11 protein-coding genes are annotated in these 12977 nt (G+C 51.7%); 9 read left to right on the top strand and 2 right to left on the bottom strand.

The window, feature by feature from the left end; translation table 11 throughout:
• The first annotated feature begins 32 nt into the window (after positions 1-32).
• Positions 33-275: an HD-GYP domain-containing protein gene (locus BV910_RS11460; protein ID WP_078147409.1), complete on the top strand. Its 243-nt coding sequence runs from the start codon at positions 33-35 to the stop codon at positions 273-275.
• A gap of 37 nt (positions 276-312) precedes the next feature.
• On the opposite strand, the gene pruA is transcribed toward BV910_RS11460, so the two are convergent.
• Positions 313-1857 (bottom strand): L-glutamate gamma-semialdehyde dehydrogenase, encoded by a 1545-nt coding sequence (gene pruA, locus BV910_RS11455; RefSeq protein WP_078147408.1) that lies wholly within the window; start codon positions 1855-1857, stop codon positions 313-315.
• Positions 1858-2028: 171 nt separating this feature from the next.
• Here pruA and BV910_RS11450 point away from each other — a divergent pair, with 171 nt between their 5' ends.
• From BV910_RS11450 to BV910_RS11440, 3 genes are all read left to right on the top strand, one after another.
• Entirely contained in the window at positions 2029-2832 is an 804-nt protein-coding gene (locus tag BV910_RS11450; protein ID WP_078147407.1) for a hypothetical protein, read from the top strand.
• A 13-nt stretch (positions 2833-2845) separates the two neighbouring features.
• Positions 2846-3283, top strand: coding sequence for a thioredoxin-dependent thiol peroxidase (gene bcp, locus BV910_RS11445; RefSeq protein ID WP_078147406.1), 438 nt, complete (start codon positions 2846-2848; stop codon positions 3281-3283).
• 416 nt (positions 3284-3699) lie between these two features.
• On the top strand, positions 3700-5061 hold the full coding sequence (locus tag BV910_RS11440) for an alanine/glycine:cation symporter family protein (RefSeq protein WP_078147405.1): 1362 nt from the start codon (positions 3700-3702) through the stop codon (positions 5059-5061).
• 40 nt (positions 5062-5101) lie between these two features.
• On the opposite strand, the gene BV910_RS11435 is transcribed toward BV910_RS11440, so the two are convergent.
• A complete protein-coding gene (locus tag BV910_RS11435) occupies positions 5102-6805 on the bottom strand; it encodes a methyl-accepting chemotaxis protein (protein ID WP_078147404.1) in 1704 nt (567 codons plus the stop codon).
• Between the two features lie 214 nt (positions 6806-7019).
• On the opposite strand from BV910_RS11435, the gene gatC reads away from it, so the two are divergent.
• The 5 genes from gatC (at position 7020) to rlmD (ending at position 12683) form a co-directional block, all read left to right on the top strand.
• Positions 7020-7310, top strand: coding sequence for an Asp-tRNA(Asn)/Glu-tRNA(Gln) amidotransferase subunit GatC (gatC, locus tag BV910_RS11430; protein WP_012727041.1), 291 nt, complete (start codon positions 7020-7022; stop codon positions 7308-7310).
• A gap of 11 nt (positions 7311-7321) precedes the next feature.
• Positions 7322-8764 (top strand): Asp-tRNA(Asn)/Glu-tRNA(Gln) amidotransferase subunit GatA, encoded by a 1443-nt coding sequence (gene gatA / locus BV910_RS11425; protein WP_031422700.1) that lies wholly within the window; start codon positions 7322-7324, stop codon positions 8762-8764.
• Between the two features lie 12 nt (positions 8765-8776).
• The gene (gene gatB, locus BV910_RS11420) at positions 8777-10207 is read left to right on the top strand and encodes an Asp-tRNA(Asn)/Glu-tRNA(Gln) amidotransferase subunit GatB (RefSeq protein WP_078147403.1); all 1431 of its coding nucleotides are present in this window, start codon (positions 8777-8779) and stop codon (positions 10205-10207) included.
• A 63-nt stretch (positions 10208-10270) separates the two neighbouring features.
• Positions 10271-11269, top strand: coding sequence for a diacylglycerol kinase (locus BV910_RS11415; RefSeq protein WP_012727038.1), 999 nt, complete (start codon positions 10271-10273; stop codon positions 11267-11269).
• Between the two features lie 55 nt (positions 11270-11324).
• Entirely contained in the window at positions 11325-12683 is a 1359-nt protein-coding gene (gene rlmD / locus BV910_RS11410) for a 23S rRNA (uracil(1939)-C(5))-methyltransferase RlmD (protein WP_078147402.1), read from the top strand.
• Positions 12684-12977: the final 294 nt, after the last annotated feature.

Below are 12977 nucleotides of genomic sequence, written 5' to 3'. Positions count from 1 at the left end.
CAAAACCGGGTGGCGACCACCCGGTTTTTCAAATGGATCTGTCCGACCAGGAATGGGTGTTCATGCGCGACCATGTGCGTGTCGACGGCGAAATGTTGAAGGATTTACAAACACAGTTCCCTCAGAATTACTTCATTCAAATGGCCTATCCCATCACACTGTATCATCACGAACGTTGGGACGGAACGGGGTACAACCAAGGACTGAAAGGAGAGGACATCCCGCTTACGGCTCGAATCGTCACCATGTTCGATCAGACATTTAAAGCGCACTAAAAAGGAGACGTCCCCTCGGGGAGCATCTCCTTTTTGATTAGTACGTTTCAGATGTTGTTTTCGCTTGCATGTGGAGTTGGATGTAATCCGGGCCACCTGCTTTTGAATCCGTACCTGACATGTTGAATCCACCGAACGGCTGATAGCCGACGATTGCGCCTGTGCAACCACGGTTGAAGTAAAGGTTCCCAACGTGGAAGTTTTGGCGAGCGTATTCTTGATTCATACGGTCACGTGTGAGGACCGCCCCTGTCAAGCCGTATTCTGTGTTGTTCGCGATATCGATTGCTTCTTTGAAGTCTTTCGCTTTCGTGAAGGCGACGATTGGTCCGAAAATCTCTTCTTGCATGAGGCGTGCTTTCGGGTCGACGTCTGCGACGACAGTCGGCTCGATGAAGTAGCCTGTTGAATCGTCTGCTTTCCCACCTGCGACGATGCGTCCTTCTTCTTTTGCGACATCGAAGTACGATGTGATCTTCTTGAAGGCCGATGCATCGATGACTGGTCCCATGAAGTGTTCGTTCTTCTCTGTGTTTCCGACAGAGAGTTCGTTCGTGAGTTCGACGACACGGTCAAGTACCGTATCATACACGCTGTCGACGATGACGGCACGTGAACAAGCCGAACATTTCTGACCAGAGAAACCGAATGCCGATTTCACGATCGATTGTGCAGCGAGCTCGAGGTCGGCTGATTCGTCGACGACGATCGTATCTTTTCCACCCATCTCCGCGATCACGCGCTTGAGCCAAATTTGACCTTCGTTCAATTTAGACGCACGTTCGTTAATGCGGAGTCCCACATCACGCGATCCTGTGAAGCTGATGAAGCGTGTCTTCGGATGGTCGACGAGATAGTCCCCGACTTCTGCACCCGGTCCCGGGATGAAGTTGAGCACGCCTTTTGGAAGACCTGCCTCTTCCATCACTTCGACGAATTTCGCAGCGACGATTGGCGTCGTCGAAGCTGGTTTCAAGAGAATCGTGTTACCGGCGACGATGGCCGCAACTGCTGTACCGGCCATGATTGCGAATGGGAAGTTCCATGGGCTGATGACGATCCCGACCCCGAGTGGGATGTAGTCATACCGGTTGTATTCGCCTGGGCGGCTCTCCACTTTCTTGCCTGGTTTGAGTTCGAGCATTTGACGTGCATAATATTCCATGAAGTCGATTGCTTCCGCTGTATCCGCATCTGCCTCGTTCCACGGTTTACCCGCTTCTTTGACGAGGTAAGCCGAGAACTCGTGCTTACGTTTGCGGACGATGTTCGCTGCTTTGAACAAGACGTCAGCGCGGACAGCCGGGTCGACATGGCGCCATGAGTCAAATGCTGTGAGTGCTTCTTGCATCGCACGTTCTGCGAGCTCTTGGTTCGCTTTTGACACGCGACCGATCACTTCTTCTTTGTTAGCCGGGTTGTAAGACGTGATTTTACCTTCCGTCGTAACCTTTTCCCCACCAATTACGAGCGGATAGTCTTTCCCGAGCTCACCGTTCACTTTCTCGATTGCCGCTTGGATTGCTTCGGCATTCTCTTTTTGTGTAAAGTCTGTGAATGGTTCATGTTTGTATGGAATCATTCTCGTTCCCCCTTAAAGTGATGTTGAGCGTTAAAGCGCTTACGTCTGTATTGTATCGAAATTATCGTAGAAATCCTAGTGAAACAATTTTCCAGAAACACATGGCATTGGAGCAAGAAATCGAGACGTGATAGGATGGGGGAGAACACGGCTTTAGAAAGGACGAACAACATGAAAAAATGGTTCATTCCGCTACTCCTCGTCTTCATGCTCGGGGCATGTGGGAACGAGGAAGAGACGGTGGTAGAAGAGACAGACCGCTCATTGCCGGATGCTGTCACGAACGTGTACGCAGACTATCAGACGGCACTTGAGTCTGGAGACGCTGAGGCACTCGCATCAATTGATTATGCTGGCCGGTTGACCGAGATTCCGGCGACTGGTGCCGTCACCCGTCAATTGTCTCCTGGTGAGATTTATAAGAGCTGGGTCAACGAAGAGGAAGACGTGGCGTTCCTTGTCCATGAGATGATCGATGAAGAAGGGAACCCGCTCCCGAACCGACTCAGTAAAATCGCTGTGAAGGAAGGGGATGAGTGGTCACTCGTCATCACACCGGTCGCTTTACCAAAAGACGTGATTGCCGAGGTCGGAGAGTTACTCATCGGTGTCCAGGCGAACGAGTACGGAGTGAATGCCGAAGCGAACGCCCGTCTCGCTGAGATTCCGGAAGATGAGGCTGGTCCGATCTATGACCAAGTCAACGCACAGACGGACTATATGGCGCTCGAGGCAGACAATAACGTCTTCCTGCTCATGGCGGAAACGTTGACGGTCGAGGAGAACCAAACCATCATGACCGACTATTTCAAAGCGTATGAGACGTGGTACACCGATAACGAGGAGACGCTCCGAAAAGCGGCTGCAACGGAAGATCCAGTCGAGTATATCGAAGTGCTTGACCCGTTAAAGACAAAATTAGAAGAAGCGATCGATGGCTATGACGAACAACTTGTCGACCCATCGTTTGGCTAAGGAGGAACAGCAGATGCTCGCACCAACATTTTCATTACCGAACCAAAACGGAGAGATGGTTTCATTAAAGGACTATCTCGGTAAGAAAGTCGTCTTATACTTCTATCCTCGAGATTCGACACCTGGTTGCACGACCGAGGCATGCGATTTCCGCGATGCGTTGCCGAAGATGGAAGGCGCGGTCGTCCTTGGGGTATCGGCCGACAGTCAAAAGAAACATCAAAACTTTATAGCCAAGAATGACCTCCCATTTGATTTACTCGTGGACGAGGAACATGAAGTGTCCGAGCTTTACGGCGTCTGGCAGTTGAAGAAAAATTACGGGAAAGAATATTACGGCATCGTCCGTTCGACTTTCTTGATCAACGAGGACGGCTATATCGAACAAGAGTGGCGCAACGTCAAAGTGAAAGGTCACGTCGAAGAAGTCGTGGCTGCCGTTCGTTCGTAAAACGAGAAACTGAAGGAAAGGTCATGAACGGTTTCAGACTGTAGACAACGCATGGGTCTACAGTCTTTTTTGTTCCCTTAAGAGTCTCGCCTGCCCGTAATTGGTCGTTGCTATCAAGCCGTTTCGAGCGTGCTTTATACAGTTGCAACCACTCCATTTCTGATTGAGATGTAGTCTATCGATTAACGGTTCGTATTGATCATGAAATCCGGGCTCATGCAGTTGAATATATATTACAATCATATTTCGAAATAAATTTTAAGAAACTTTTAAGAATAAGGGTTCGAGGAAAATATTACAATTATATAACGTTTTGAAAGCGCTTTCTTCATATGAGCTACCTTGACTCGATTGTGAATGTTCTGAAAAATATAGAGAGAGCGCTCAAATCAAGAACGTAGGAGGAGAGCAACACGGTGAATCAAATTGAAAGTTGGCTGACGAGTTTATCGAATCTCGTCTGGGGGCCACATTTACTCATATTACTTGTCGGGACAGGGATTTTCCTGACCGTCCGTCTCGGATTTATCCAAGTGACGCGACTTGGGGTCGGTCTGAAAGAGGCGTTTATTCCGAAAGCAGAACAGCCGAAGAAAAAGCAACGCGGGGACATCTCGCATTTCCAAGCACTCATGACGGCATTGGCGGCCACGGTCGGTACGGGAAACATGGTCGGTGTCGCGACGGCAATCGTTCTCGGGGGACCGGGAGCTGTCGTTTGGATGTGGTTATCCGGTTTTGTCGGGATGGCGACGAAATACGCCGAGGCCATCCTTGCCGTCAAATATCGTGTCGTCGATGAACGCGGTGAGGTTGCCGGGGGTCCGATGTACTACTTAGAACACGGCTTGAAGAAAAAATGGCTCGGCGTCTTGTTCGCCGTCTTTGCATCGGTCGCAGCCTTTGGGATTGGGAACGGGGTCCAAACGAACTCGATCAGTCTCGCCTTGAACAACTCGTTCAACGTCCCAATGGTTGTGACAGGGATCGTCATGATGGCGGTCACGGCATTCGTCATTTTAGGTGGTGTCAAATCAATCGGAAAAGTCGTCGGAATCTTCGTCCCGTTCATGATTTTTGCATATGTCGGAAGCGGGCTCGTGATTCTCATCATGAACCTCGAATTGGTACCAGGTGCCTTGTCGACGATGTTCTCGAGCACCTTCAGTGCCGAAGCCATCGGTGGGGGCGCGTTAGGTGCCGCGATTCGCTACGGGGTCGCGCGCGGTGTGTTCTCTAACGAGGCAGGACTTGGATCTGCACCGATTGCGGCTGCGGCAGCGAAGACCGATTTCCCGGGACGTCAAGCACTCGTCTCGATGACACAAGTGTTGATCGACACGCTCATCGTCTGTTCCATCACGGGACTCACGATCGTCATGGGCGGTCAATATACGGAAGGGCTTGAAGGGATTGCCTTGACGCAAGCCTCGTTCGCTTACTTCTTAGGGCCGATTGGTGAAATCATCGTGACGATCTCGCTCGTCTTCTTCGCCTATTCGACCGTCCTCGGCTGGTGTTATTACGGCGAACGTTCAGCGTACTATTTACTCGGTGAAAAAGTGATCGTCCCGTATCGTGTCCTCTATATTTTAGTCGCGGGGCTCGGTGCGATGACGACGAACTTGAATTTGATATGGTCGATTTCGGATGTGTTCAACGGTCTCATGGCCATCCCGAACTTGATTGGACTCTTGTTCCTCTCCGGTGTGGTCGTCGCGGAGACGAAACGATTCGAACTCGAACGGAAAAAAGAAGGGCAGTCCTCTGCCGCTTGATGAGAAAACCCGCCGGACAGCACGTGTCGGCGGGTTTTTGTCATACCTTGAATTGGCGAATCAGTGAATCGAGTTCTTCCATCTTTTGTTGCGACTGTTCCGTCGCATGGTTCAACTCGGCGAAACGTTCGACGGACATCGTCACTTTTTCAGCGATTTCTTGCGTACCGAGCGCTCCGTTGTTGACGGTCGTCGCAACGTCCTGGATGACACCAATCATGTTCGATGTCAATTGTTCGAGCTCCCCGGCAGCGGCGGCAAACTCGGTCGCAGTCGTTTCAAAGCGACCTGCGTCCTCGCTATATTGTCCGGCTGCCTCTTCAAGTTGGTCATAATCTTTCAAGACGTTCGTGTCGAGGAAGTGGAGCATCTGTCCTGAGCTTTCATTCAAATGATCGACCGAATGAAGGACGGTCGTCGAGATGACTTGAATTCGTTCGACGGTCGCCCGGCTCGTCTCGGCGAGTTTTCGAATCTCGTCGGCGACGACGGCGAATCCGCGTCCGGCCTCTCCGGCACGTGCCGCTTCGATCGAGGCATTGAGCGACAAGAGGTTCGTCTGTGCGGCGATGTCGAGGATGTCGTTCGTGAGCGTCGCGATTTCACGGACGGCTTTCGCATCTTGCATCGCTTTCTCCAAGTTCGTGCGTGTCGACTGAAGGACGCTGATGGCATTCTCTTTCGCCTCCACCGCATGTGACTTGAGGGAGAGGGCACGCTCATCGATTTGTCTCGCTTCGGTTTTCCGCTCATCGGCCATCGTCACGATATGATGAATCGTCCGCTCCATATCCGAGGCGGAAGCGTTCATCTCTTGAGCGCTCGCCGCCGTCTGTTGCATACCGGCGGTCAAATCCTCTGTCGTCGCAGCGGTCGTCGTCATGTACGTATCAAGTTCTTTCAACTCTTCGTACATATGGGTTGATTGTTTCGTCACGCCAGTCGTCACGTCGTTCACTTGAAGAATCAACTGACGTAAGTTGGCGATGAACTGGTTAAAGTCGCGTGCGAGTCCGGCGAACTCGTCGCGGCGCTTCACAGGGATTGACGTCGTCAAATCGCCTTCGCTCGTGGCGAGCTCACGCATCTTCGTCTTGAACTCTTTAAGTGGTTCAAAGATGGAGCGGAAGATGAAGAGCATCATGAGGATCGTCATGACAGCCGCGATCCCGAGGACGATGAATAGTGTGAGTTGTACTTGTTCAAACGACTTAGCCGCCGCCGCTGTGTCCGTCTGAATTTCTTCCCGGTTCAAGTTGACGAGTAGACCGAGAGAGTTCGAGAGCGTGTCAGCGCTTGCATCCGCTTTATCGCGAATATATGTTTCTGCGGCAGCACTTCCTTCTTCGTTAGAAATACGGATGAGTTCACTCATCACGCCTTGATAGTCAGTCCAATTCGAGCTTGCCTGATCGAAGAGCTGTTGATCTTCTTCCATGATAATCGTGGCTTCATAACCGTCCATCCGTTGTTCTAAGATGGCGACGGATGCTTGAATGTCTCGCTCGATATTTTGTTTCGTCACCGCGTCCTCGACGAGTGCGTGACGAATCAAATGACGGCGAATTTCAAGCAATTGCTTATCCACTTGATGGATTTGGTCAATTCCTGGTACCCAAGAGACGATCATGTCCTCCTGGGCTGCTTTTGATGCGTTCAAGGCATACCAAGAGTAACCGCTTACACCAAGAAGCAGCACAAACATGATGCTAAACGCAGTGATGAGTTTATTCCGAATCGACATACGATTCCTCCTTACGAAACTTTTCTATCTTTAGCATAATCAGAATCGCACATCGACCGTATAGCTGATTTCGAAAGCGGGTCAATATTCGAGATGGATTCCCCTAGTTTCTTAAAAAGGAGACATTTTCTCACAAGATAGATTTCCTTTTTTGTCTTATGAAAAAGTGGTATGATAATGAACGATGTATTGAAAACTGTTGGAGGTGGGAATTTTGGCTCGTATTACAGAAGCTGAAGTTCGGCACGTCGCCGGACTTGCCCGACTTGCGATCACAGATGAAGAAGTGACGCACTTCACGGAGCAATTGACAAAAATTCTCGAGTTCGCCGAGCAACTCGATGAGCTGGATACAACGGGTGTCGAACCGACGACCCATGCCCTAGATTTGAAAAACGTACTACGCAAAGACGAGGTCCGTCCATCGCTTCCACGTGAGGAAGTCGAACGGATGGCACCTGACTGGGAGAACGGTCAAGTCCGTGTCCCTGCGGTCTTTGAGTAAGGAGGCCTTTCATGAGTTTATTTGACCACGGTGTAGCGAAACTGCATACGTTATTAAAAGAAGGCGAAGTCACGGTCACGGACCTCGTCAAAGAATCGTTCGATCGCATCGAAGCGACGGATGATCAAATCGGTGCGTTTTTGACGCTCAATGAGGATGCGTTCGAGCAAGCGAAGCGCATGGATGAGCTTGCGAAAACATCAGACAACCCGCTCTTTGGGATGCCGATCGGTGTGAAAGACAACATCGTCACAAAAGGGATGCGGACGACATGTGCTTCGACATTCCTCGAGAACTTCGTCCCGGCACACGATGCGACGGTCGTCGAGCGTCTTCATGACGCTGGTGCCGTCACGATCGGAAAGTTGAACATGGACGAGTTCGCGATGGGTTCATCAAACGAGAACTCGGCGTTCAAGCCGGTCCGCAACCCATGGGACCCGACTCGTGTACCAGGAGGTTCTTCAGGCGGTTCAGCGGCATCGGTCGCAGCTGGGCAAGTCCTCTTCAGCCTCGGTTCGGATACGGGTGGGTCAATTCGTCAACCAGCCGCATATTGTGGTGTCGTCGGGATGAAGCCGACATACGGTCTCGTCTCACGTTTCGGTCTCGTCGCCTTCGCGTCGTCACTCGACCAAATCGGCCCGCTCACGCGTACCGTTGAAGACAATGCTTACTTATTGAATACGATTGCGGGTCATTGCGACATGGACTCGACGTCGGCTGAAGTCGAAGTGCCGGACTATACGGCAGCGCTCAACCAGGATTTGACGGGCATGAAGTTCGCACTTCCAGAAGAATTCATGGCAGAAGGTGTCGCGCCTGGCGTCCGTGAACAGATTGAAAAAGCGATTGAGACGCTCAAGTCTCTCGGTGCGACGATCGAGACGGTTTCGATTCCGTCTGTGAAGTATGCCCTCTCGGCGTACTACTTGCTCGCCTCGTCAGAAGCCTCTTCGAACTTGGCACGTTTCGATGGTATCCGTTACGGACGTCGCGCCGAAGCGGACACGCTCGACGAAGTGTTCACGTATTCGCGTGAACAAGGGTTCGGGGACGAGGTCAAGCGCCGGATCATGCTCGGGACATATGCCCTCAGCTCTGGTTACTACGATGCGTTCTACAAGAAAGCCCAACAAGTCCGTACCCTCATGAAGCAGGACTTCGCGAAAGTGTTTGAAGAGTATGATGCCATCGTTGGACCAACTGCTCCGACGACAGCATTCAAACTCGGCGAACAGCTCGACGATCCGCTCACGATGTACGCGAACGATATCATGACGATTCCGGTCAACTTGGTCGGTATTCCGGCCATCTCAGTCCCGGCAGGTCTTTCAGAAGGTCTCCCGGTCGGTCTTCAAATTATCGGGAACTACTTTGATGAATCAACACTTTACCGCGTGGCCCATGCTTTTGAACAAGCAAACGGCGGTTTCAAGATGCCACAGCTCTAAGGAGGACGTACGATGAACTTTGAAACGATCATCGGGATCGAGGTGCACGCCGAGCTGAGCACGAAGTCGAAGATTTGGTGTGGCTGCTCACGCACTTACGGTGCCGAAACGAATACACAGACGTGTCCGATTTGCCTCGGACACCCGGGCGTCTTGCCTAAATTGAACGAAGAAGCGGTCAACCTCGCCATCAAAGCGGCAATGGCACTCAACTGTGAGATTGCGACAGATACGAAGTTCGACCGGAAGAACTACTTCTACCCAGACACGCCGAAAGCGTATCAAATCTCGCAGTTTGACAAGCCGATTGGTTCAAACGGTCACGTCGACGTCGAAGTCGACGGAGAGATGAAACGATTCCGCATCGAGCGCGTGCACTTAGAAGAAGATGCCGGGAAGATGAACCACACGGGCGAGAAACACTCGGTCGTCGACTTCAACCGGACCGGTTCACCACTCATCGAGATCGTCAGTGAAGCGGACATGCGCTCACCGAAAGACGCGGTCGCGTATCTCGAACGCTTGAAAGAAGTCCTCTCGTTCGCTGGCGTCTCGGACGTCAAGATGGAAGAGGGGTCACTTCGCTGTGACTGTAACATCTCGGTCCGTCCATTCGGGCAGGAGAAGTTCGGTACGAAGACGGAGCTCAAGAACTTAAACTCGTTCTCAAACGTCTTGAAGGCACTCGACTATGAAGAAACGCGTCATCGCAAATTGCTTCTCTCAGGTGGCGTCATGCGTCAAGAGACGCTCCGTTACGACGAAGCGGCGAAAAAGACGATTCTCATGCGTGTCAAAGAAGGGGCAGCGGACTACCGTTACTTCCCAGAACCGGACCTCGTCCGTCTCGAAATCGATGAGGCATGGAAAGAGCGCATCCGCGCGACGATTCCAGAGATGCCGGCAGCACGTCGTGAACGCTACATGAGCCAATACGGTCTCTCGGCATACGACGCGAAAGCCCTCACGTCGACGCGTGAGTTCTCGGACTTCTTCGAAGCGACGACAGCGGCCGGTGCGGAGCCGAAAGCCGCAGCGAACTGGCTCATGGGTGAAGTGCTCGGTCACTTGAACAAGACGAACGAAACAGTTGAGACGATGAAGTTGACACCGGAATCACTCGCTGAACTCATCCGCTTGATTGCGGAAGGGACGATTTCATCGAAAATCGCGAAGCGTGTCTTCACGGCGATGATGGAAGAAGGTGCTGAGCCGAAAGCATATGTGGAAGCGAACGGACTCGCCCAAATCTCGGACGAGAACTTGCTCCGTGGCTACATCCTCGAATTGTTCGAGGCGCATCCGCAAATGATCGAAGACTTCAAGAACGGGAAAGACCGTGCGAAAGGCTTCATCATCGGTCAAATCATGAAACAGACGAAAGGGATGGCGAACCCGGCACTCCTCGATGGCTTGTTCCACGAAGAGATCGCGAAACGCTAAGCAGGCGGCGAGACACTTGTGTCTCGCTTTTCGCTCGAGTTGAGCATAGGGGAGAGAATCAATATGCAACGGAAACGTGCGCGGGTCATTTATAACCCGACATCTGGTAAAGAAGTGATCAAACGGGAACTCCCGTACATTTTGAACCGCCTCGAGGATGCGGGTTATGAGACGTCGACGTATGCGACGAAAGCGATTGGTGATGCCACGCTCGAAGCAAAACGGGCCTCAGCGGCCGAGTTCGACCTCATCATCGCTGCAGGTGGAGACGGGACATTGAACGAAGTCATCTCTGGGCTCGCACCGCTTGAGAATCGTCCGACAATCGGACTCATTCCGGTCGGAACGACGAACGACTTCGCCCGGGCGATGCGGATTCCACTGAGCGTCGTCGGCGCACTCGACGTCATCTGTGATGGGTTCGAGATGCCGGTCGACCTCGGGGAGATCGAAGGCGAGAAAGGTGACATCCACTATTTCATCAATATCGCCGGCGGTGGTATCATGACCGAGCTCTCGTATGAAGTGCCATCGAAGTTGAAGACGGCACTCGGACAGCTCGCCTATTACGTGAAAGGAATGGAGAAACTGCCACTCATCAAACCGACGTATATTGAACTTGAGCACGATGAAGGAACGTTCCAAGGCGAGGTCATGGTCTTCCTCACATCGAACTCGAACTCGGTCGGTGGATTTGAAAAAATCTCACCACACGCGTCGTTGAATGACGGGTTGTTCGATCTGTTCATTTTGCGGAAATGTAACTTGTTCGAATTCATCCACGTCGTCCGCCTACTCCTGCGGGGTGAGCATTTATCCAGCTCACTCGTCGAGCACGTGAAGACGAGCCGCGTCCGGATGAAGACGACCGAGCCGATGAGTCTCAACATCGACGGCGAGTATGGCGGGGAGTGTACAGGTGAGATGCGGAACTTATTCCGTCACTTGACGGTGCTCGCGCCGAACGCCCGAATCCGCGAGATGGAAGATTTGAATGCACAATATGAACGCGAACAGATGATCAAGCAATTGTTCAATGTTTCGCTCGATAAAGCAGAGTGAAAAGATAGGAATGACGACATCAGTCATTCCTATTTGCAATGGAAGGAGCATTCGTATGCTACCAGTGAAAAAGAATGATCGTCTCGATGTCCACGTCCACGACCTGACCCACGAAGGGGCGGGTGTGGCACGTGTCGACGGCTATACGCTGTTCGTGCCGAACGCGTTACCGGGTGAGACGGTCGAAATCGTCGTGACGAAGACGAACAAGCAGTACGGGTTCGCCCGGTTGTTGAACGTGAAAGAAGCGAGCGCCGACCGCGTCGAGCCACCGTGCCCGATTTTTTATCAATGTGGTGGCTGTCAGCTGCAACACTTCAGTTATGAAGGACAACTTCGCCAGAAGCGAGAACGCGTCGTCGATGCGCTCAAGCGTCTCGGGCAGTTCGACGTGCCGGTCCATGACACGATCGGGATGCCTGAACCTTGGCGCTACCGCAACAAGGCACAAGTCCCGTTCAAACAAGAAGGAGACCGTCTCGTTTCAGGCTTCTATCGCCCTCGTTCCCATGACATCGTTGAGATGAGCGAATGTTTGATTCAAGATGAGCGTAATGACAAGGCGATCCAAGTCGTCCGTGATGTGTTGGATGCACGTGGCGTACCGGCGTATGACGAGAAGACAGGACGTGGGGTCATCCGTCACGTCATGGCCCGTTACGGGTACCATTCGGGTGAACTCATGATCGTCCTCATCACGAAGACGACGAAACTAAAAGGCGTGAATGAGATTGTCGCCGATATCGTCGAGCGTCTTCCAGACGTGACGTCGATCATGCAAAACGTCAACCCGGACAAGACGAACGTCATCCTCGGAGCGACGAACAAGTTGCTCTACGGCCATGAAACGATTGGGGATAAAATCGCAGGACTCACGTTCACGATATCTCCGCACTCGTTCTTCCAAGTCAATCCGGTCCAAACGGAGAAGTTGTACGGGAAGGCGCTTGAGTACGCACAACTGTCAGGTACGGAACAAGTCGTCGATGCCTATTGCGGTATCGGGACGATCAGTCTCTTCCTCGCTCGGAAAGCGGCACACGTGTATGGTGTTGAAGTCGTACCAGAAGCAATCGAGGATGCGAAACAGAATGCGCTTGTCAATGAGATCGACAATGTGACGTACGCATGTGGTGCAGCGGAAGATGTGCTTCCAGAGTGGAAGAAAGAGGGCGTAAACCCGGACGTCATCGTTGTCGACCCACCACGTAAAGGATGTGCCGAATCGTTCCTTGAGACGATGGTCGAGATGGGACCGAAGCGAATCGTATACGTCTCGTGTAACGTCGCGACGCAGGCGCGCGATATGCGTTACCTCGCCGACCGAGGTTATCGCTTGATGGAAGTGACACCGGTCGACATGTTCCCGCATACGGCGCATGTGGAGACGGTGGCGTGGATGTCTAGGGAATAAATACACTAGCTGTTCAAGCATTGATAGAGCAAGGTTTATAGGGTTTCACTTAAGTTTATTTTATGTTAATAAACAGGTGGGACCCTTTTTATTATTGGCTTTAGATGCCCTGAAAATCGGGGTTGAGTTGATAGAATAGATTTTGGATGGGGGAGTTGACAGAATAGATGTAGGGCATAAAATGTGTTGTATTTAGACTAATCATATAGTTAGAAATCGCATTGAATATTATTAGTCTAAAAAAACATAAGTGCCAGGAGGTAAGGAGATGCCTGATCAACGTAGAGTGATATG

The organism is Exiguobacterium sp. HVEsp1 (genome assembly GCF_002009685.1).
Lineage (GTDB): Bacteria > Bacillota > Bacilli > Exiguobacteriales > Exiguobacteriaceae > Exiguobacterium > Exiguobacterium profundum.
Note: the sequence above shows the minus strand (reverse complement) of the source record. Positions and strands in the feature narration are given on the sequence as shown.